At 30.1% G+C, this 21,094-nt stretch carries 21 protein-coding genes and 1 pseudogene; 16 read left to right on the plus strand and 6 right to left on the minus strand.

Annotated features, from left to right (window positions below; translation table 11 throughout):
- Positions 1-8: 8 nt before the first annotated feature.
- From KQI41_RS09245 to KQI41_RS09305, 13 genes are all read left to right on the plus strand, one after another.
- The gene (locus tag KQI41_RS09245; protein ID WP_154438065.1) at positions 9-1,247 is read left to right on the plus strand and encodes a competence/damage-inducible protein A; all 1,239 of its coding nucleotides are present in this window, start codon (positions 9-11) and stop codon (positions 1,245-1,247) included.
- An 80-nt stretch (positions 1,248-1,327) separates the two neighbouring features.
- Positions 1,328-2,386, plus strand: a complete 1,059-nt coding sequence (gene recA / locus KQI41_RS09250; RefSeq protein WP_154438063.1) for a recombinase RecA — start codon at positions 1,328-1,330, stop codon at positions 2,384-2,386.
- A 48-nt stretch (positions 2,387-2,434) separates the two neighbouring features.
- Positions 2,435-3,418 carry a metallophosphoesterase family protein gene (locus KQI41_RS09255; RefSeq protein WP_154438061.1) on the plus strand — a complete coding sequence of 328 codons (984 nt, stop codon included), beginning with the start codon at positions 2,435-2,437 and terminating at the stop codon, positions 3,416-3,418.
- A complete protein-coding gene (locus KQI41_RS09260; protein WP_154438059.1) occupies positions 3,408-4,862 on the plus strand; it encodes an AAA family ATPase in 1,455 nt (484 codons plus the stop codon). Before KQI41_RS09255 ends, KQI41_RS09260 begins: the two co-directional genes overlap by 11 nt.
- An 11-nt stretch (positions 4,863-4,873) precedes the next feature.
- Positions 4,874-5,122 carry a hypothetical protein gene (locus tag KQI41_RS09265; protein WP_154438057.1) on the plus strand — a complete coding sequence of 83 codons (249 nt, stop codon included), beginning with the start codon at positions 4,874-4,876 and terminating at the stop codon, positions 5,120-5,122.
- 4 nt (positions 5,123-5,126) lie between these two features.
- Positions 5,127-5,780: an AAA family ATPase gene (locus KQI41_RS09270; RefSeq protein ID WP_154438055.1), complete on the plus strand. Its 654-nt coding sequence runs from the start codon at positions 5,127-5,129 to the stop codon at positions 5,778-5,780.
- A 163-nt stretch (positions 5,781-5,943) separates the two neighbouring features.
- The gene (gene rny / locus KQI41_RS09275; RefSeq protein ID WP_154438053.1) at positions 5,944-7,479 is read left to right on the plus strand and encodes a ribonuclease Y; all 1,536 of its coding nucleotides are present in this window, start codon (positions 5,944-5,946) and stop codon (positions 7,477-7,479) included.
- A gap of 76 nt (positions 7,480-7,555) precedes the next feature.
- Positions 7,556-7,816, plus strand: a complete 261-nt coding sequence (locus tag KQI41_RS09280; protein WP_154438051.1) for a stage V sporulation protein S — start codon at positions 7,556-7,558, stop codon at positions 7,814-7,816.
- 65 nt (positions 7,817-7,881) lie between these two features.
- Positions 7,882-8,697, plus strand: coding sequence for a PHP domain-containing protein (locus KQI41_RS09285; RefSeq protein ID WP_154438049.1), 816 nt, complete (start codon positions 7,882-7,884; stop codon positions 8,695-8,697).
- A complete protein-coding gene (locus KQI41_RS09290; protein WP_216585154.1) occupies positions 8,697-9,080 on the plus strand; it encodes a PadR family transcriptional regulator in 384 nt (127 codons plus the stop codon). Before KQI41_RS09285 ends, KQI41_RS09290 begins: the two co-directional genes overlap by 1 nt.
- Before the next feature lie 26 nt (positions 9,081-9,106).
- Positions 9,107-10,300, plus strand: coding sequence for a pyridoxal phosphate-dependent aminotransferase (locus KQI41_RS09295; RefSeq protein WP_154438047.1), 1,194 nt, complete (start codon positions 9,107-9,109; stop codon positions 10,298-10,300).
- Positions 10,301-10,626: 326 nt separating this feature from the next.
- Entirely contained in the window at positions 10,627-11,316 is a 690-nt protein-coding gene (locus KQI41_RS09300) for a WecB/TagA/CpsF family glycosyltransferase (RefSeq protein WP_216585156.1), read from the plus strand.
- A 615-nt stretch (positions 11,317-11,931) separates the two neighbouring features.
- Complete coding sequence (locus KQI41_RS09305) at positions 11,932-12,903, plus strand: tyrosine recombinase XerC (RefSeq protein WP_216585158.1); 972 nt, start codon at positions 11,932-11,934, stop codon at positions 12,901-12,903.
- Positions 12,904-12,962: 59 nt separating this feature from the next.
- Here the strand turns inward: KQI41_RS09305 and ltrA are convergent.
- Positions 12,963-14,000 (minus strand): annotated as a pseudogene (gene ltrA / locus KQI41_RS09310) (group II intron reverse transcriptase/maturase); the annotation flags it as partial.
- Between the two features lie 112 nt (positions 14,001-14,112).
- Between ltrA and istA the strand changes: the two are divergent.
- Together istA and istB are read left to right on the plus strand one after the other, a co-directional pair.
- A complete protein-coding gene (gene istA / locus KQI41_RS09315; RefSeq protein WP_216554205.1) occupies positions 14,113-15,699 on the plus strand; it encodes an IS21 family transposase in 1,587 nt (528 codons plus the stop codon).
- Positions 15,696-16,454: an IS21-like element helper ATPase IstB gene (istB, locus tag KQI41_RS09320; RefSeq protein ID WP_280634044.1), complete on the plus strand. Its 759-nt coding sequence runs from the start codon at positions 15,696-15,698 to the stop codon at positions 16,452-16,454. Before istA ends, istB begins: the two co-directional genes overlap by 4 nt.
- A gap of 48 nt (positions 16,455-16,502) precedes the next feature.
- Here the strand turns inward: istB and KQI41_RS09325 are convergent, their stop codons facing one another.
- Both KQI41_RS09325 and yneA read right to left on the minus strand, forming a co-directional pair.
- A complete protein-coding gene (locus KQI41_RS09325; protein WP_216585160.1) occupies positions 16,503-16,889 on the minus strand; it encodes a reverse transcriptase family protein in 387 nt (128 codons plus the stop codon).
- Positions 16,890-17,342: 453 nt separating this feature from the next.
- Entirely contained in the window at positions 17,343-17,648 is a 306-nt protein-coding gene (yneA, locus tag KQI41_RS09330) for a cell division suppressor protein YneA (protein ID WP_154438043.1), read from the minus strand.
- 186 nt (positions 17,649-17,834) lie between these two features.
- Between yneA and lexA the strand changes: the two genes are divergently transcribed.
- Positions 17,835-18,452, plus strand: coding sequence for a transcriptional repressor LexA (gene lexA, locus KQI41_RS09335; protein WP_154438041.1), 618 nt, complete (start codon positions 17,835-17,837; stop codon positions 18,450-18,452).
- A gap of 30 nt (positions 18,453-18,482) precedes the next feature.
- Here lexA and KQI41_RS09340 read toward each other — a convergent pair whose 3' ends face one another.
- From KQI41_RS09340 to miaA, 3 genes are all read right to left on the minus strand, one after another.
- A complete protein-coding gene (locus KQI41_RS09340; RefSeq protein WP_154438039.1) occupies positions 18,483-19,787 on the minus strand; it encodes a methionine gamma-lyase family protein in 1,305 nt (434 codons plus the stop codon).
- Between the two features lie 114 nt (positions 19,788-19,901).
- Positions 19,902-20,123, minus strand: coding sequence for an RNA chaperone Hfq (hfq, locus tag KQI41_RS09345; RefSeq protein ID WP_154438037.1), 222 nt, complete (start codon positions 20,121-20,123; stop codon positions 19,902-19,904).
- Between the two features lie 12 nt (positions 20,124-20,135).
- Positions 20,136-21,083, minus strand: coding sequence for a tRNA (adenosine(37)-N6)-dimethylallyltransferase MiaA (gene miaA, locus KQI41_RS09350; protein WP_216585161.1), 948 nt, complete (start codon positions 21,081-21,083; stop codon positions 20,136-20,138).
- Positions 21,084-21,094: the final 11 nt, after the last annotated feature.

Here is a 21,094-nt window from a genome sequence, read left to right on the forward strand (position 1 = left end):
GTGATAAAATGATAGCAGAGATTATTACAATAGGAACTGAAATTACTACAGGTAGTACTTTAAATACCCATAGTAAATATATTTCTAGTAAATTATTAGATATAGGAATTGAAACCTATTATCATACTTCTGTTGATGACCATAGAGAAAGAGTCAAAAATATTATGAACATCGCATTACAAAGATCAGATATTATAATTACTACTGGCGGATTAGGACCTACAGATGATGATATGACAAAAGAAGTCATTGCTGAGTCTTTAAATTTAAAGTTAGTAAGAGATAAAGATATGGAACAATCTATTGAAGGCATATTCAATAGACTAGATAAATCCATGCCATCAAATAATATTAAACAAGCTTTTAAATTAGAAGGCAGTGAGTTTTTAAACAATTCTATAGGTACAGCTCCTGGAATTTTTTTATCTAAAGATAATAAAAAAATAATAATGCTTCCAGGACCTCCTAATGAAATGGAGTTAATGTTTAATAATGAAGTAATACCTCGTATTCATGAAGATTCTATTATTATAAAAAAGTCTATTAACTTAATTGGAATAGGTGAATCGCAATTAGAGATGGATATTAAAGATTTAATAAACAGTGAACCTTCTGTTATGATTGCTACCTTCGCTAAAGAAGGTGAAACAGAAATAAAAATAATCGGTAAAGGAAACAATGAGGAATTAATAAAAGACAAAGTCTATAATATAATCAACATATTACAAAATAGATTCCATAAATACATCTATGGTTTCGATAATATTCCTATAGAAGTCGTAGTATTTAATATACTAAGAGAAAGAAAGCTTAAAATCGGTTTTTGTGAATCTTGTACTAGTGGGTTAATAAGTAGTCGTTTTGGTCGAATACCAGGAGTGTCTGAAGTGTTTGATAGGGCAATTGTTTCATATAGTAATAATTCTAAAATAGAGGAATTAAGTGTAGAATCTAGTACATTGGAAGAGTTTGGAGCTGTAAGTGAAAAAACAGCTATAGAAATGGCCAATGGACTTAGAATTAAGTCCAACTTAGATATAACTTTATCTGTAACAGGCATTGCCGGTCCAAATGGTGCTACTGAAAATAAGCCTATTGGATTAGTATATTTAGGTATTTCTAGTAAAGAAAAAACTATATCTATTAAGTGCAATTTCAGTGGAAATAGGGAAACTATACAAAATAAAACTACCACTAGAGCCTTTGCTGAATTAAGAAATTTTTTATTAAATAAATCATTGACTTAAATCTGATTATGTTATAATATATAGTTGGAACTAATGTTCGAAAAGTGAAAGGGGTGAATCCAGTTTAACTGGGTATTAATATGGATAATAGCGAAAAGAAAAAAGCTTTAGACTTGGCCTTAAATCAAATTGAAAAACAATTTGGAAAAGGATCAATTATGCGTTTAGGAGAGGATGCAAAATTAAATATTGATGTAATACCAACTGGTTCTTTAGATCTTGATATTGCTTTAGGAATTGGTGGAATTCCTCGAGGAAGAATTATTGAGATTTTTGGTCCTGAATCTTCAGGTAAAACTACAGTTTCTCTTCATATAGTTGCAGAAGCTCAAAAACTTGGTGGTATAGCTGCCTTTATAGATGCAGAACACGCTTTAGACCCTGCATATGCCAAGAGATTAGGAGTAGATATTGAAAATTTAATAATATCTCAACCTGATACTGGAGAACAAGGTTTAGAAATAGCAGAAGCTCTAGTTCGAAGTGGAGCTGTAGATATAGTAATTATTGACTCTGTTGCCGCCTTAGTTCCTAAGGCAGAAATAGATGGAGAAATGGGAGACAGTCATATAGGCCTTCAAGCCAGACTTATGTCCCAAGCTCTTAGAAAATTAGCAGGTACAATAAATAAATCTAATTCTACTGTAATGTTTATTAACCAACTTAGAGAAAAAGTTGGAGTTATGTTTGGTAGTCCTGAAACCACTACGGGAGGTAGAGCTCTGAAGTTCTATGCAAGTATAAGATTAGATATAAGAAGAATAGAATCTCTAAAACAAGGTGATGATATTATTGGAAATAGAACTAGGGTAAAAGTAGTAAAAAACAAATTAGCACCACCTTTTAAACAAGCTGAGTTTGATATTATGTATGGTACTGGTATATCTAAAGAAGGTAATATTTTGGATTCCGGTGTGGCTGCTAATATTATAAATAAATCTGGCTCTTGGTATAGTTATAATGAGCATAAGCTCGGACAAGGAAGGGAAAATGCTAAAGACTTCTTAAGAGATAATCCTGAGGTAGCTTTAGAGGTTGAAAATAGAATTCGTGCTGAATTTGATTTAGATAAAAATAATGACAACAATACAAGTTCTATACATGAGACTAACAATTCAGAGAATGAAAAAGATAAATAAACCTAAACCTCCTAATGTTATAGGAGGTTTATTTGTGAGGTGTTATATTTGAATTTATTATTTTTTACTGATACTCATATAAGAGGGAATACTCCTAAAAACAGAAAAGATATATTTGTAGATACCTTGGAAAAGAAGTTAATTGAAATCAATGATATAATTAAGAAAAATAAAATAGACTTTGTATTACACGGTGGAGATTTATTTGACAGACCAGATGTATCTATATCAATAGCTAGTAAATTTGCAATGATTTTGGATAAAATACAAGTCCCATTTTATCTAATTAGTGGAAATCACGATATATACGGTCATAACCCTGATACTGTTAATAGAACTATGTTGGGATTATTAGATGCACTTGGAGTAATTAATTTAATTAGATCTAATGAAAAAATCATTCTGGAAAAAGATAATGTAAAAGTTCAACTAACAGGTCAGCCCTATGTATATGATATTGATTCCTTAGATAAAAGAGATTACTATATATTAAAAGATGTAAAAGATGATGTAAACTTTTCTATCCATATGGTACATGGTATGCTTCTCGATAAGCCTTTTATAAAAGGAATACCTTATACTTTAATTGATGATATAAAGGATACTTTAGCAGATATTACTCTTTGTGGTCATTATCATTCTGGTTTTAAAACCAGTAAAATCAATAATAAATACTTTATCAATCCAGGAAGTTTAGTTAGAGTAACAAATAGTCTAAGAGAAATAGAAAGAATCCCAAAAGTAGTAATAATAGAATTAAAGGAAGATATTATAATAAGAGAAGTTCCTCTACAAACTGCTTTTCCAGGTGCAAATGTGCTGGATAGACAAGAAATAGAAAAAAACTTATTTAAAAATGAAAGAATTACAGAGTTTAAACAAACTATAGATGCAGCTTTAGATTTTGAAAAAATGGATATAAATGAAGTATTAATAGAAGTTTCTACTGCGGAAGATGTAGAAGAAGATGTAAAGATTGAAGCGCTTAAAAGAATTGCTCTTATTCAAATGAAGGGTTTAAATGGTGATTAGTATGATATATATTCAAAAAGTAATTTTAGAAAACTTTCAATCTCATAAATACTCAGTTTTAGAATTCGATAATCAGCTAAATGTTATCCTTGGGCCATCAGATAGTGGTAAGACTGCAATTCTTAGGGGAATTAGGTGGGCTCTTTATAATGAACCTTCTGGAGATTATTTTATTAGGGAAGGTGAAAGTGAATGTAGTGTTACAGTTATATTCAATGATGGAACTAAGATAAAGAGATATAGGAGTAAAAGTAAAAATATCTACTTTCTTTATGATATATATAATAATGAAACTAAATTTGAGGGATTTGGCACTTCTGTTCCCTATGAGATTATAGAAAAAACAGGAATAAAAAAAATATTATTAGATAGTGATCTTTCTAAGGCAATAAATTTAAGTGATCAGTTAGAAGGAGCTTTCTTATTATCGGAAAAGACTTCAACTAGAGCAAGTTCCATTGGTAGACTTGTAGGTGTTAATATTATTGATGATGCCTTAAGAGAAGCCTTAAAGGATACTCGTAATTTATCTAATACTAAAAGAAATGTAGAGGATAATATAAATCAATTAGAGAAGGAATTACTTGAGTATAATTATTTAGAAGAATTAAGTAATACTATTTTCTATATTGATAATATCAAAAAGCAAATAGAGGATAAAAATATATCTCTTAATAGATATAAAGTTTTACTAACAAAACATTTATCTATTTACCAAGAAAAAAATAAAGTAAATTATTATATAAAAGAACTTAGTGGTATAGAATCCTTAGATAAGATATTAAATAATATTTCGTTAAATGCTAGTAAGTATAAGGAATTAAAAAAACAAAAAGATAACTTAAATAGATTATTATTAAATAAGTCTAATACTAAATTAGTTTTAAAATCTTTGAAGGATATTGAAGTAGCGGAAAATCATATGGTAAATATAGCCTCATCATGTAACCTAAGAATTAATTTAGTTAACTATAATCTCAAATTTAAAAACTTAAATTCAGAAATCAAAGATATAAAAATAATTTGGAATAAGCTAGACTCTATTGATATTTTACAAGATAATATTCGTAGGATTGATAATGATATTAAAGAATTAACTAGGCTAGTATCATTTCAAAAACAGACTTCTTCTCTCAATAAAAGTTTAGCCATTGGAATAAAATATGTTGAAAGATTACAGGAAGTAGATAGAATCTCTGTAGTTTATGAAAAACTACAAAAACAAATTAAACTTCTTCTTACCTTAAATAAATTACAGGATAGATATACTTCCAATAGAAAAGATATTATCCAAACAAAAATCTTACAAGATAAGTATAAAAATCAAGTTGAAACTCAAATTATGCGATATAGAGAAATATTATTGAAGCAAGAAGTTTGTCCTTTATGCTTTAGTGTTATTGATGATGAAAAAATAAATCATATTATAGATCATTATAATTAGGAGGTATTGTGATGGATTATGAAAAAGAACTTAATGACTTAAAAGAAAATTTGGAAAAAGCCAAAAACCTAAAATATAAAGCCGAGGCAAGACTAGAACAACTAAATCAGCAAGAAGAGGAAATCATCAAAGAATTAAATGCTTTGGGTATAAAGCCAGAAGAGTTAGAAGATGAAATAAATAAACTAACTTTAGATATAGATAAATTATTTCAAGAAGCAAATAAATTATTACCTAAAGATTTATTGGAAAAGAAGTGATTAAATGACAGCTAATATAGATGAATTGAATAATTCTTTAATTAAGCTCAAGGAACATTTAGCTAGAGAATCTGGAAAAAAAGATAAAGTTAAAGAGCAATTAGAATTAGCAAATTATTCCCTTGCTGAAATAGAAAAAAATCTAGACTTATTATCTAAAGTTTGTATCTTATTTCAAAAAACATCTGAATTTGCTAGGGAACAATCTAAAAATCAGATTGAATCCTTAGTAACTAAATGCCTACAGTTTATATTTGAATCTGACATTAAATTTTTAATTGAAATAGAAGAACAAAGAGGAAAGTCAAATGCAGAATTTTATGTTGTTAATGAAGTTGAAGATATTTTAATCAAAACTAAACCTGAATTATCTAGAGGTGGGGGAGTTGTGGATATTGTTTCTTTAGCCCTTAGAATAGCATTTTTACAAACTCATAAACCTAAGATAGAGGGACCTTTAATTTTAGACGAACCTGCTAAACATGTTAGTGATGAATATATTTTCAATGTTGCAGATTTTTTAAAACAAACATCAGAACTATTCAACAGACAAATTATTATGGTAACTCACAATGACCATTTAGCCTCTATTGGGAATGATGCTTATAGAGTTGAGTTAAAAGGCTCTGAAAGCACTGTAACAAGGATTACATCTTAATTGTCTTGACATTGTCTTATAAAAGTAATAGAATTAAACTATATGTATATCCTATACATATTTACTATTTCAATTTATTAAGCTTTTATTATGCTTATAATCAATGAAATTTGAAATGTAGTTTGAAACTTGAAAATTTAATACAATAGGAGGTGTTTAGTTATTGATAATTGACATTTTAAAAGGACTTCTCGGAGCAATTATTGGAATTATCGCTGGTTATTTAATAAGAAAAAATATTGGCGAAGGTAAAATAAATAATGCTGAAGAGTTAGCTAAAAGAATTGTTGAAGATGCTGAAAGAGATGGAGAAGCTCGTAAAAAAGAACTTCTATTAGAAGTTAAAGAAGAAATTCATAAGCTTAGAAGTGAAGCTGAAAAGGAAAATCGTGAGCGTAGAAATGAACTTCAAAAACTTGAACGAAGAATCATTAATAAGGAAGAAAGCATAGATAGAAAATCTGATGCTATTGAAAGAAAAGAAGAATTACTATCTAAGAAGATTAAAGAAGTAGAAGATAAAGAAACTCAAATTGATGATATTTATAAAAGTCAAGTTTTAGAATTAGAAAGACTTTCTAGTTTAACCTCAGATGAAGCAAGAGAATTATTACTAGATGAAATTCGAAAAGAAGTAGTACATGAATCTGCTATTATGATTAAAGAAACCGAGAATAAAGCCAAAGAAGAGGCTGATAAGAAAGCAAGAGAAATTATATCTACTGCAATACAAAAATGTGCAGCTGATCATGTAGCTGAGACTACAGTAACAGTTGTGGCCCTTCCAAATGATGAAATGAAGGGTAGAATTATTGGTAGAGAAGGTAGAAATATTAGGACTTTAGAAACATTAACTGGAATTGATTTAATTATTGATGATACTCCAGAAGCCGTAGTTTTATCAGGATTTGATCCTGTAAGAAGAGAAATAGCTAGAATTGCTTTAGAAAAACTCATAGTTGATGGCAGAATCCATCCTGCTAGAATTGAAGAGATGGTCGAGAAAGCTAAGAAAGAAGTAGATAATATAATTAGAGAAGAAGGTGAACAAGCTGCTTTTGATGCAGGTGTTCATGGCATTCATCCAGAATTAATTAAACTTCTAGGCAGACTTAAATATAGAACGAGCTATGGACAGAATGTATTGAAACACTCCATAGAAGTTGCTCATCTTGCTGGAATAATGGCAGCAGAGTTAGGAGCAGATATAAAAATTGCAAAAAGAGCAGGTTTACTTCATGACTTAGGTAAAGCAGTGGATCATGAGGTAGAAGGTCCTCATGTTGATATAGGAGTAGACTTAGCTAGAAGATATAAAGAATCTAAAGAAGTTTTACATGGAATTGCTGCTCACCATGGAGATTGTGAGCCTGAAACTGTTGAAGCAGTTTTAGTACAAGCAGCTGACGCTATATCAGCTGCAAGACCAGGTGCAAGAAGGGAAACTCTTGAAACATATATAAAAAGATTACAGAAGCTTGAAGAGATAGCAAATTCTTTTGAAGGAATAGAAAGATCCTATGCAATCCAGGCTGGTCGTGAAATTAGGATTTTAGTAAAGCCTGAAGAAGTTTCTGAAAGCCAAATGATTCATACAGCAAGGGAAATTGTAAAGAAAATTGAAGCTGAATTAGATTATCCAGGCCAAATTAAAGTAAATGTAATACGTGAGACTAGGTCTATTGAATATGCTAAATAATGATTTTTTAAATAAATGTAAAATTAAATATTGTAAAAATTATATTTAAAAAATTTAGTTAGAGGGGGATATTTTAATGGATGTATTAAAAGTATCAGCAAAATCAAGTCCAAATTCTGTTGCAGGAGCATTAGCAGGTGTTTTAAGAGAAAAAGGAGCTGCTGAAATCCAAGCAATAGGGGCAGGAGCTTTAAATCAAGCTATAAAAGCAGTGGCTATTGCAAGAGGTTTTGTTGCTCCAAGTGGAATCGATCTTATTTGTGTACCAGCCTTCACGGATATTATAATAGATGGTGAAGAAAGAACAGCTATTAAACTAATTATTGAACCAAGATAATACAAAAACCTGCCAATATGGCGGGTTTTTTGTATTAAGTATAATTTGATTAAAGGAGGATAACTATGTTTTTCGATTTACATATTCATACAAACCATTCAGATGGTTTGTATTCTCCAAATGAAGTTGTGGATTTAGCTATTGAAAAGAATCTAAAGGGCATAGCAATTACAGACCATGATACAGTAACTGGAATAGAAATAGCATTGGAATATGGTAAAAAACATAATGATTTCATAATAATACCTGGTATTGAATTTAGTTGTATATTTGAGGATGAAGAAGTACATATACTAGGGTATTTTATAGATTATAAAAATAAAGAACTCATAGATTTGACAAATACTTTGAGAAAATCTAGGTGGAATCGTGGAATAGATATGATTAAAAAAGTAAATGAACTAGGTATGACACTTACACTAGAAGATGTTATGGAGTTTTCAGGAAAAGGGTATATAGGCAGACCACATATTGCAAGAGCCATGATTAAGAAAGGCTATATCTCCAATGTATCAGAAGGATTTGATAAATTCTTAGATAGAGGTAAACCAGCTTATGTAGATAGATATAAAATAAGTGTTGGTGAAATAATAAGCTTAATTAAAAATATTGGTGGAATTTCTATTTTAGCTCATCCTGGTCTATTGAAGAATAAAGAAATTATAGATTATTGTATTTCATTAGATATAAATGGACTAGAATGTATACATTCTAAACATAGTGAAGAAGATACTAATCTTTTGATGAACATTGCAAAAAGAAATAATCTTATTATTACAGGAGGTTCTGATTTTCATGGAGACTCTAAGGATGGAAAAGAATTGTTAGGTAACTACTTCATCAATATTGATGATAATCCTAAATTTAAGGAGAGGATATAGTGAGTATATATAAAGGTGAAAGACAAAGACAATTTCCAACCAAAATAAGTACTACTTCCTTTGTAAAACTTTATATACTACATTTGTTAAATGAAAAATCTTATTATGGTAATAAAATTAAAGATGAAATAAAAAAAAGATTAGACAACAAATGGGAGCCAAGTCCTGGGATGATATACCCACTACTTAGGGAGTTGGAAAGTGAGGGATATATTGAAGGTTCATGGGATGAGCCTGAAAAAAGATCCATAAGAAGATATAGGATAACAGATGAAGGAATAAAACATTATAAAATATTATTGCTACAAAACAAATCTTCTTTCGAAGATTCTTTACTTATTGTTAAAAATGTGTTAAAAGATATATATAAGGAAAAAATATAAATATAATTATGGAGGTATGATTATTCATGGATTTTATTTTATCAACTAAAGGTTTAAGAATTGAACCTTCTATTACTTTGGAAATTACTGCAAAGGCAAAAGCTATGAAAGACTCTGGAATAGATGTTGTAAGTTTTGGTGCAGGAGAGCCAGACTTCAATACACCTGAGAATATTCAAAATGAAGGAATTAGAGCAATAAAAGAGGGTTTGACTAGATATACTCCAGCTTCTGGAATAGTTGAACTTAAAAATGCTATATGCGAAAAATTTAAAGAAGATAATAACCTAGATTATAAACCAAGTAATATTATAATATCAAGTGGTGCAAAGCATTCTATACATAATGCTTTGTTGGCAATACTTAATCCTGGAGATGAAGTTATATTTGGTACTCCATACTGGGTTAGCTATCCAGACTTAGTAAAATTAGCTGATGGAGTTCCTGTTTATATTGAAACAAAAGAAGAAAATGATTTCAAATTTAACGTAGAGGATTTAAATAGAGTTTTAACTGACAAAACTAAAGCTATTATCTTAAATAGTCCAAGCAATCCAACAGGATCTATTTATACTGAAGAAGAATTAAGAGCAATCGCTGATTGGGCAGTAAAAAACAAAGTGTTTATTATTTCTGATGAGATTTATGAAAAATTAATTTATGATAATAATAAGCATATCAGTATAGCTTCTTTAAATGAAGATATAAAAAATTTAACAATAGTAATCAATGGTATGTCAAAATCCCATGCTATGACAGGTTGGAGAATTGGATATGCAGCAGCCCATGAAAAGATAGTTAAGATAATGAGCAATATCCAAAGTCATGCAACATCTAATCCATGTTCTATATCTCAATATGCAAGTGTTGAAGGTCTTAAAGGTGATCAAGCTAGTGTAGAAGAGATGAAAAGACATTTTGTTGAGAGAAGAGATTATATGGCAGAAACAATAAATTCCATTAAGGGATTAAGTTGTAGAAAACCTGAAGGTGCTTTTTATATAATGATAAACTTCACACAATTATTAGGCAAAACTATTAAAGGTAAAGAAATAAACTCTTCTATGGATTTTGCTAACTTATTATTAGATGAAGCTAAGGTAGCAGTAGTTCCTGGAGTAGCTTTTGGTGATGATAAATATATAAGACTTTCTTATGCTACATCTATGGATAATATTAAAGAAGGATTAAGAAGAATTAAAGAAATAGTAGAAGAATAAAAAATAATTTACAAAAGAAGAATGGTTGACATAAATATAATATGTCAACCATTCTTCTTTTGTAAAACCATTTGATTATTATTAGTATATATAGTATATTGTGTATATGAATTGTTCGGTTTGTGTCAAAAAACAAGCATATTAAGAAATTAGAGAAAGAAGTAAAATGACTAAAGAGCATTCTGGAATATTTTTATGTTCAAGATTATGATAAAGGTAAATAGTTTTTTTACAATTTTGTAATTTATTTAAATCGTAAAAGGTGGAGATGAAACATGAATAATTATGTAAATATTTTAGGAATTTGATTTTCAAAATTAACTTTATTGGATACTGTTGATTTAATTGATAATAAGATTAAGGAATACAGAGATAAAACGTTTCACATCATCACTGTGAATCCAGAAATTGCAATAGATATTCAGGAGGACCCTGAATTAAAGAAAATATCACTCGAATCTGACTTAATTACTCCTGATGGAGTTGGCATTGTTTTAGCATCAAAATTAAAAAGAAATCCAATACCTGAACGTGTTACTGGTTTTGATTTACTTTTAGAATTACTAAGATTGGGAAACCAAAGAAGATGGTCTTTTTATTTCTTTGGATCAGAGGAATCAGTAAACAAAAAGATGGAGGAATATGTAGTTGAAAATTATCCTAATGTTAAAGTTGCGGGTAGGCATAATGGTTTCTTCAATAAGCAAGAAGAGACACAGATAATTGAAGATATTGAAAACTCAAAACCAGATATCCTTATTGTTGCATTAGGATCACCATTGGCAGACAAATGGATATATACATATAAAGATAGAATTCCTGCGAAAGTTACTTTTGGTGTAGGTGGAAGTTTAGATGTTATTACAGGAAAAGTTAAACGTACACCAGAGATTTGGAAAAAAATGAAGTTAGAATGGTTACACCGTAGAATCATCACTCCTTCACGAAAGGAACGACAGAAACGGTTAAAGATTTTTGCATATAGAGTATTTGGTGAAGTAATTAGTAAAAATTAAAATAGGATATACCTAGTAAAATCTGACACTTATCATTGAACTTAAGTAGTTCACATAAATATAATATGTCAACTACTTTCATTTTAAAGCACAACTTCATAAATGTATACATAATATAATTATGTTAATTATTTTGGTGGAACTGAGTTTTAAAAAAATATTTTACATCACTTTAAAAAAATGGAATAGAGCAACAGTATGACCAATGGATACTAGGTTTCTTATAACAGAATTGATAATAACTTCATTTTAGGATTTTAAATTTATAAATCTAAAGAGTAGTTTATAGATTATATAAAATAATAATATTACAAGTCTATTTAAGAGCTTACTTATTATATAATGGATAAATGCTTAAATTTTGACCTTTTAAAATGGGCTTTAAGGACTTCAAATTCTCACAGGAATATATTTGTATGGATAGTCTTTAAAGTTTAATTATGGGCTTGTTATATTAGTTAAATTCGATTTTGCTATTAAAGTAAGATTTTATACTATTTGATGTTAAATAAATCTATTTTGAATATTGCTTTTTGGATAATTTTAGTATAAAATAACATTAGTCACAAAATAGTTATTTTGTGACTAATGTTATAAAGAAAATGGAGGGCTATAATGACTGATATACCAATGCTTCTAGAGGATTACTTAAATTATATGGAAACAATCAAAGGTGTGTCTCCTAACACTGTAAAAGAATACTTTTTAGACTTGCGAACTTTTTTTAGATTCATTAAGCAAAGATATAAATTAGTTGAACAAGATTTAAAGTTTGACGACATCAATATTTCAGATGTAGATTTAGATTTAATAAGTAAATTAGGAATTCAGGACCTTCACGCATATATATCTTATGCTGATAAAAAAAGAGAAAATAACAATTATACTAAATCTAGAAAAGTTGCCTCCCTTAGGTCTTTTTTCGACTATCTATATTCCAAAGTTAATCTAATAGATAAGAATCCTGCTGAAGCTTTAGAATTTCCCAAAAAAGAAAATAGACACCCTGTTTATCTCACTTTAGAACAATCGGAATCACTTCTAAACAATGTATTAGAAAATAAAAATGAAGAATATAGAAAAAGAGATTATGCAATTATTATGTTGTTTTTAAATTGTGGACTTCGTCTTTCAGAATTAGCAAGTATAGACATTGATAAAATCAAGGATAATGATACCCTCTCCGTTATTGGAAAAGGAAATAAAGAAAGAACAATTTTCTTAAATGAAGCCTGTGTATCTGCAATTAAAGATTACCTTGAAATACGACCTCAAAATTCAAAAGACAGCAAAGCTATGTTTATAAGTAAAAGAAAAAATAGAATGAGTAATCGCGCTATTCAACACATGATTGATCGATATTTAGAGAAATCGGGTTTAGATCCATCTATATACTCTACTCATAAGTTAAGACATACTGCAGCTACCTTAATGTATAAATATGGAAATGTAGACATACGCGCTTTACAGGAAATATTAGGACATGAATCTGTATCCACTACTCAAATTTACACTCATATAGACGACGATAGACTTAGAGATGCAATTAAAAGCAATCCTTTATCAAATCGAGTAGGAGGTAACTAATTATTTTAGTTACCGTCCTCTCACACCACCAAGCATACCGTTCGGTACTTGGCGGTTCATTAAGACAGTCTGAATTTTTCATACTGCGAAGATAAACTTTTAAAACCGTGATTAATCAACTTTTGATTAGTTACGGTTTTATTTAATATTGGACTCTTAGAAATTCTCCAGTAGCCTTTCCTTGTGTTTGCAAATTCCCATGCCTTATTCCTTGGGATTCCCATTTTCATCAAGTTTTGAAAACGTGTTTTTATTTTCTTCCATGTCTTCCATACACAGGCTCTTAGTCGTCTTCGAATCCATTGGTCTAAATCTTCTAATTTACTCTTCATATCTGCTAATTTAAAATAATTCACCCAACCTACGATGATTTCATTTAGTTTCTTAATTCTATGATTAAAATTCATGCTAACATTTCTATTAGTGATATCTTTAATCTTTTTCTTAAGTCTTTCATAACTTTTGTTATGAACTCTAAACTTAATCCCGCCTTTACCATAGTAGAAGCTATATCCTAAGAACTTTCTTTTAGTTGGTAGGGATACAGCAGATTTTTCAGTGTTTACTTTCAGTTTTAGTCTTTGTTCTAGAAATCTTGTTATACTCTCAAGGATTCTTGTCCCTGCTCTTTTGCTTTTGACGTAAACATTACAATCATCAGCATAACGGCAGAATCTATGCCCTCTTCTTTCTAGTTCCTTATCTAATTCATCAAGTAATATATTGCTGAGTAATGGACTTAATGGTCCGCCTTGAGGTGCTCCATCTTCTGATTTAACCAACATTCCCTTTACCATTATTCCTGAATTAAGATACTTTCGTATTAGTTTCAGTACTCTTTTATCCTCTATTTTATTGGATATTAAGTGCATTAAAAGGTCATGGTTTACGTTGTCGAAGAATTTTTCTAAATCCATATCTACTGCATATCTATATCCTTCATTGATGTGTTTTTGTGCTTGAATTAGAGCCATATGACAGCTTCTGCCTGGTCTGAATCCATAGCTACTATTTGAAAATCCCCTATCGAATATCGGATTGATTACTTGGTTTATTGCTTGTTGTATTAATCTATCTACTACTGTTGGTATTCCAAGTAGTCTTACTCCTGTTTATGTTAATCTAAAAGTAGACCACCATAATAATTGAAAACTGGTCCACCTTAAAATATAATACCCCTTGAAGATATCTTTTGAGGGGGGACAAGAGGTGATAAAGCTGGATCAGAAAGCAGAAATACTAATGAAATATTTTAGAGAAAATATGTCTCAAAGAGCAATAGCTAGAGAGATGAAGGTTTCTAGAACTACAGTAAGAAAATATATTAATAATTATGAATCTAAGTGTGAAGAAATAGAAGAACTAGCTAAGGATAATAATATTACTAATAGTGATACTTTAAATCTTGTTTCAGAAATGGTATCAGCACCTAAATATGATACTAGTAAAAGGACTAGAATTAAATTAACAGATGAAATAATAGAAAAGATAAATGAATTAATAAAAGAAAATGAGAGAAACCGGTTACTCGGTAGACATAAGCAATTAATGAAGAAAATTGACATACATGAAAAATTGATTGAACTAGGATTTGATATTAGCTATCCTACAGTTTGTAATTACATAAGGGATAATCATGAGAAAAAGGAAGCTTTTATCAGACAGGAATATGATTTAGGGGAAACACTAGAATTTGATTGGGGTGAAGTTAAAATTACAATAGGTGGTAAGCCTACAACTTTTCAAATGGGTCTTTTAACTACAGCCTGTGGTTCACATCACTATGCAAGACTTTACCAAAATCAGAAGATGGAAAACTTTTTAGATATTCATGTTAGGGCCTTTAATCGTATGGGTGGGGTCCATAGAGAATTAGTTTATGATAATCTAAAGCAGGCCGTAAGAAGGTTTGTTGGAAGAAATGAGAAAGAAGCTACAGAGGATTTAATTAAAATATCAATTTACTATGGGTTTAAATACAGGTTCTGCAATGTGGCTAAAGGAAATGAAAAAGGTCATGTAGAAAAAGGGATTGAATATGTTAGAAGAAAAGCATTTTCAAGTCAAACTGACTTTGAGTCTATAGAAGAAGCAAATACTTACCTTGGTGAGAAACTATTAGAACTTAATTCTAAAAAAAGAAACTGGTTACAAAATCAAAGTCCCTTAGATATATTAAATCAAGAAATGGCTTATCTAATACCGTTAAAGCCACCCTATGATGCCTCTAGAAGAGTTGAAGCAAGGGTTAATAAGTATAGTGTAATAACCATAGATCAAAATAAATACTCAGTACCAGATTATCTAGTAGGTAAATTTGTAAATGTAAAAATATATCCAGAGATAATAGAAATATATTACAAAGATAATAAGATAGCTGAACATAAGAGGTCATATCAAGCCCATTATTGGAGTATAGATATAAATCATTTTATTCATACATTAAAAAAGAAGCCTGGAGCATTACACGCAAGTGTTGGTAGACACCAGCTTAGCCCAGAGCTTCAAGAAACATATCAAGAATATTATACCAGTAATCCAAGAGATTTCATAGAACTTTTGGAATTAATAAAGGAAAAAGATTTAGACAGCGTATTAAAAGCAGTAGAAGAATTAAGGAAAATAAAGAAAGAATTAGTAACAACAGATAATATTAAAAATATAATTTTCAAACTTCCAATGGATAAAGAATCCTTAGAAACTAAGGATATATCAATACAAAATGCATCATTAAAGCAAATCTCAATATTAAATGATTTGTTTAACTTAAAACCAATAGGGAGGTATGAAAATTGAATGAAATATTACAAGAAATTAAAAAATATGTATCAGAACTGAAGATTCCAGGTGTGAATCAAGGGTTAAAGATGAGCATTGAAGAAGCATACAAATTTGATAAACCCTATGAAGAATTCTTAAGAGATATCTTAATAGAAGCCTATGATATGAGAAAGGAAAATGGCAAGAAAAACAGAATTAAGAATGCTAGATTTCCCTACAAAAAGTATCTAGATGAACTAAGGGTAGAATATTTACCAGAAGACTGTAGAAAGAGGCTTAAAGAGCTTAAAACACTTAATTTCATAGAGGAAGGTAGGAATATAATACTAGCAGGAAATCCAGGAACGGGTAAGACCCATCTTTCAATAGGACTGGGCATAGAAGCCTGCAATACGGGCTATAAAGTGTACTTTACAACAGTAGCATCCCTAATAAATGAATTGAAAGAATCCAGAAGTGACAAGAAATTATATACTTTTGAAAAAAGATTTGAAAAGTATGATTTAATCGTGGCAGATGAATTAGGATATATTTCTTTTGACAAAGAAGGAAGTGAATTACTTTTTACATTTCTCTCCCTCCGGGCAGAGAGAAAGTCTACAATAATAACTACTAATTTATCATTTGATAGATGGAATGAGATATTCAATGACCCAGTTTTGACAGCTGCATTAATTGATAGATTAACCCATAAATCTTATGTAATAAATATGAATGGTGATTCTTATAGGATTAAAGAAACTAGGGAATGGTTAGAAGAAACCAATTAGTTTACATTACCAAGTGGTACAGTTTTCGATTATTATATGGTACACTTTTCAGTTGACAAATACAACTCCTCCGTTTGTTTTAGGTATTTCTACTCGTCTTACTGGTTGTGGTTTGTATTTCCCACTTAGCAAATCTACCTTCAAGGTTTCATAATGTTCTTGTAGGAAAGGAAGAAGTTCATCTACCTTCGTTCCATCAATTCCATGACTTCCCTTGTTGGCGACTACCGTCTTATATGCTTCAAAGATATTTCTCTTATCCACTATACTTTCCAGTAGATTTTCAGTATTAAACTCCGACTTGGCTTTCAGATTTGACATCGCCGACAAATCACTGTACACTCCTTGCTTACCTTGAGTTTCCAACTCTACTTCCACAATCCAGTCCAAGTCTTTGGTTTTCTGTATTCTTTTCATGTCTGTTGAGACTGCCAAACTTACTCACCTCCCTAATGTTCAGCCCTTCCAAGTCTATTCATGACTAGTCTTGTATTATGGCTTCTGCTGACTTCTGATAGTTCAGCCATACATCACTGCATGGGTTATCATCTAGATATTTCATCTTTTAATGATGTATCTATCAGACCTCCCCAGGTAAGAGCGTAAACTTTCACCCCATATATCTGCTACATTTACTTTCCCTGTTTCGGATAGTTTTGGACTTTGGTTTGTAATGCAACCTCATCCACAGAGCCAAGCCTCGAATGTAGTTCGTGTACCTCAGACCAGAGTTTTGCCGCCGACTTCCTTCAGATTCCACCTCACGATGGACACCCTTGTCTTAAGCTAACGGTTGGCACTATCAACCCCCGTATCAGACTTTCACCGACTAGTTTACGCCCATGCTGGGCGCACATAGAAAAAATAAGAAGAGCTAAATGGCTCTTCTTATTTTATAACAGGAACTTTTATTATATTCCCAGGATATATGTAGCCACTATCCATATCATTAAATTCTTTAATCTCATATACCATTCTTCTTATATCCATATTGCTTGGTAAATGATTCATTGCAATAGTCCAAAGAGTATCACCTTCAGCTACTTTTACTTCTTTATAATCAATTTTATAAATGGAACTATGAACTTTATTAGTTGTTAATAGACTAAATATCACTAAAGATAGTATGATAAAACTTGAAGTAATAAATGAATAAAATCTGTTTTTGTTAATTATTTTATACCTTTTCTTCATAATAGCACCTCGCACATTAGTTCTGAACAATCGTTCTAAATATATTCTACTCAAACATAGGTTCCGTGTCAATAGATTTTTGCAAAAAAATCGAACCTTTGTTTGAATTTAATTAATTAATATGTTATAATTAATTAATTAAAAGTATTTGTGTTGATATATTATATGATATGAGAGGTGTATTTTATGTATGAAGAATTAACTCAGAAACAAATTGAAATACTATTATATATAAAATCTGAGGTTCAAAGACAAGGCTATCCTCCATCAGTTAGGGATATTTGTAAAGGTGTTGATTTAAAGTCAACTTCTACAGTTCATAGTCATTTAGAAAAACTTGAATCTAAAGGTTATATTAGGAAAGACCCTACAAAACCAAGAGCTATTGAAATCCTCGACAAGAATGACGATTTTTTACTTGTTTCTAAAAAAACAGTAGATGTGCCTATTGTAGGAAGAGTAACCGCTGGTGCTCCTATATTAGCTGTAGAAAATATTGAAGATACTTATCCCATTCCAGTAGAATTTGTAAAAGATTATGATGTATTTATGTTAAAAGTTCAAGGTGAAAGTATGATTGATGCAGGTATATTAGATGGAGATTTAGTTTTAGTTAAAGAGCAGAAATCTGCATTAAACGGAGATATAGTAGTTGCATTACTAGGAGAAGAAGCAACTGTGAAGAGATTTTTCAAAGAAAAAGATAAAGTGAGATTACAGCCTGAAAATCAATTTATGGAACCAATATATAGTACAGATGTATCTATATTGGGCAAAGTAATAGGCTTATTTAGAAGAATGTAAAACGGTAGGATTTATCCTACCGTTTTACATTTAATTTTTGTTTTGATTTATATCCACTAATTTATTTTCATATAAATTGTTTAAAGATTTCATAACTCCTAATTTACAATGTTCATATGTCAAACCACCTTGATAATATGCAAAATAAGGTTCTCTTATGGGACCATCTGCACTAAGTTCAATAGATGAACCTTCTATAAAGCCACCAGCTGCCATTATAACCTTATCTTCATACCCAGGCATATCCCATGCTTCTGGCACAACATAGGAATCTACTACTGAAGCTGCTTGAATTCCTCTACAAAATTCTATGACTCTTTCTGGACTTTTCAACTCTACCCCTTGAATTATATCTGATCTTATGTCATCTATATTTGGGACTATTTTAAATCCAAGTTCCTTATATACAATCCCAACCAGCAATGCACCTTTAACAGCCTCAGACACTATATGGGGAGCTAAAAACAATCCTTGTAAGGTACTTCTAGTTGTTCCAAACGTCAGCCCACATTCCTTTCCTAGTCCTGGCGCTGTCAATCTATTTGAAACTTGTTCGATTAAGTTGGATTTTCCTACAATATATCCACCAGATAAGGCAATTCCTCCACCAGGATTTTTTATTAATGATCCTGCCATAACATCGGCTCCTACATCTGTAGGCTCTTGAAACTCTAAAAATTCACCATAGCAGTTATCGACCATAATAATTACATCTTTATTGTATTTTCTAATAGCATTGATTGCATTTTCTATTTCTTCAATTGTCAGTGCTCTCCTATCGCTATATCCAGTGGACCTTTGAATCATAAGCATTTTAGTATTTTCTGATATGGATTCCCTTACTTTATCTGTATCAATAGTATTTTCTTTTAAAGGAATTTCTCTATATTTTACTCCATAGTCCATTAAAGTACCAGACATATTCCCCTTTACACCTATTACTTTCTGTAAGGTATCATAAGGCGCACCTGTTATGGCTATGAGTTCATCTCCAGGTCTTAATATACCAGATAGAGCTAATGTAATGGCATGAGTGCCTGAAGCAATTGCAGGTCTTACTAGAGCATCTTCAGTATTAAACACATTGGCATATATCTCCTCTACTTTCTCCCTTCCTACATCACCATATCCATACCCTGTAGTCCAGTTAAAGTCTGTAGAAGCCAATCTACATTGTTGCATAGCCTTTATAACCTTATATTGATTGTACTCTTTAATTTCATCAATATCTTTAAATTTATCTAAAATTAGTTTTTCTTTTTGTATTACAAATTTAACGACTTCCTCTTTTATTCCAAATTGTTTACATAATATATTTTCCGTCAACCTATTCATTTATATCACCCTTTTCTTTAAAATAACAGAAGCTTCTATAGAAGCTTCTGTTTAATTAGAAAAAGCCTCTGATTATATCAGAGACTTTTTCTAATTAAATTATTTAAGTAAAAATTAATTATCTAAGTTTATCTGCTTTGTAGGTATTATTGTGGAAATAGCGTGTTTATAAATTAACTGCTGCTTATCTTCACTTTCTAATATTAAAGTATAATTATCAAATCCCTTTACCTGTCCCTTTATCTGATAACCATTAACTAAGAATATTATAATACTAATATTGTCCTTACGTGCTCTGTTTAAAAAAACATCTTGTAAGTTTATATTCTGTTTCATTTTGTCCCCTCCTTATTTATTAATTATAAACTTATCTTTAGAATAGTCAATTATACATTGACTTAAATCTTCTAAATTATTAAACTCATCTATATCAATCCATTTAATTCTATTATCTCTTCTAAACCATGTCAACTGTCTTTTGGCATAATTTCTCGAACCTTGTTTTATCTTTTCCATAGACTCATCTAAAGAAATTTCACCTTCTAAATACATTACTATTTCTTTATAACCTATTCCCTGCATAGATACAAGTTCCTTCTTATAACCCATTTCTAAAAGTTTTTTTACTTCTTCAATTAAACCCTCTTCTACCATTATATCTACTCTACGATTGATTCTGTTATATAATTTCTCTCTATTCATATTTAACCCAATCATAACTAAATTATACTCTTCAATGGGTTCTCTAAAATTCTTATTAAATTCAGTCATAGTTTTACCAGTTATTTCAAATATCTCTATAGCTCTAATTATTCTCTTTCTATCATTAATACTTATTCTCTCAGCACTTTCTATATCTATGTTTTTCAACATTTCATGTAAATATTTATTGCCATACCTTTCTCCTAATAATTCCAACTTAGTTCTAGTTTCATTATTTGGTGGCACTTCTGCGAAATTTAGCTTATATACCAAAGAGTTTATATATAATCCAGTCCCCCCTACAATCATTGGAAGCTTATGATTTTTATTAATATCCTTGATTAATACTTCAGCGTTTTTTTTATAGTCTGAAACTGTAAATTCTTGATCAGGATAAATTACATCGATTAAATGATGCTGAATACCCTGCATTTCTTCCTTAGACACTTTCGCAGATCCTATATTCATATACTTATATATTTGCATGGAATCTGCTGAAATTATTTCACCATTCATTTTCTTAGCTAATTCAATAGATATAGATGTTTTTCCTATGGCTGTAGGTCCTATTAAAATAAATAAATTATCTTTCATATTATCATCCT

Origin of the sequence: Tissierella pigra (assembly GCF_018917845.1) — a bacterium.
Lineage (GTDB): Bacteria > Bacillota > Clostridia > Tissierellales > Tissierellaceae > Tissierella > Tissierella pigra.

Coding starts and splice junctions, on each gene's coding strand:
- yneA (WP_154438043.1), bottom strand. CDS start 17,648: ATGAAGAAAAGGTATAAAATAATTAACAAAAACAGATTTTATTCATTT.
- KQI41_RS09260 (WP_154438059.1), top strand. CDS start 3,408: ATGGTGATTAGTATGATATATATTCAAAAAGTAATTTTAGAAAACTTT.
- hfq (WP_154438037.1), bottom strand. CDS start 20,123: ATGAAACAGAATATAAACTTACAAGATGTTTTTTTAAACAGAGCACGT.
- miaA (WP_216585161.1), bottom strand. CDS start 21,083: ATGAAAGATAATTTATTTATTTTAATAGGACCTACAGCCATAGGAAAA.
- KQI41_RS09285 (WP_154438049.1), top strand. CDS start 7,882: ATGTTTTTCGATTTACATATTCATACAAACCATTCAGATGGTTTGTAT.
- KQI41_RS09305 (WP_216585158.1), top strand. CDS start 11,932: ATGACTGATATACCAATGCTTCTAGAGGATTACTTAAATTATATGGAA.
- KQI41_RS09245 (WP_154438065.1), top strand. CDS start 9: ATGATAGCAGAGATTATTACAATAGGAACTGAAATTACTACAGGTAGT.
- KQI41_RS09265 (WP_154438057.1), top strand. CDS start 4,874: ATGGATTATGAAAAAGAACTTAATGACTTAAAAGAAAATTTGGAAAAA.
- KQI41_RS09280 (WP_154438051.1), top strand. CDS start 7,556: ATGGATGTATTAAAAGTATCAGCAAAATCAAGTCCAAATTCTGTTGCA.
- KQI41_RS09270 (WP_154438055.1), top strand. CDS start 5,127: ATGACAGCTAATATAGATGAATTGAATAATTCTTTAATTAAGCTCAAG.
- lexA (WP_154438041.1), top strand. CDS start 17,835: ATGTATGAAGAATTAACTCAGAAACAAATTGAAATACTATTATATATA.
- recA (WP_154438063.1), top strand. CDS start 1,328: ATGGATAATAGCGAAAAGAAAAAAGCTTTAGACTTGGCCTTAAATCAA.
- KQI41_RS09340 (WP_154438039.1), bottom strand. CDS start 19,787: ATGAATAGGTTGACGGAAAATATATTATGTAAACAATTTGGAATAAAA.
- KQI41_RS09295 (WP_154438047.1), top strand. CDS start 9,107: ATGGATTTTATTTTATCAACTAAAGGTTTAAGAATTGAACCTTCTATT.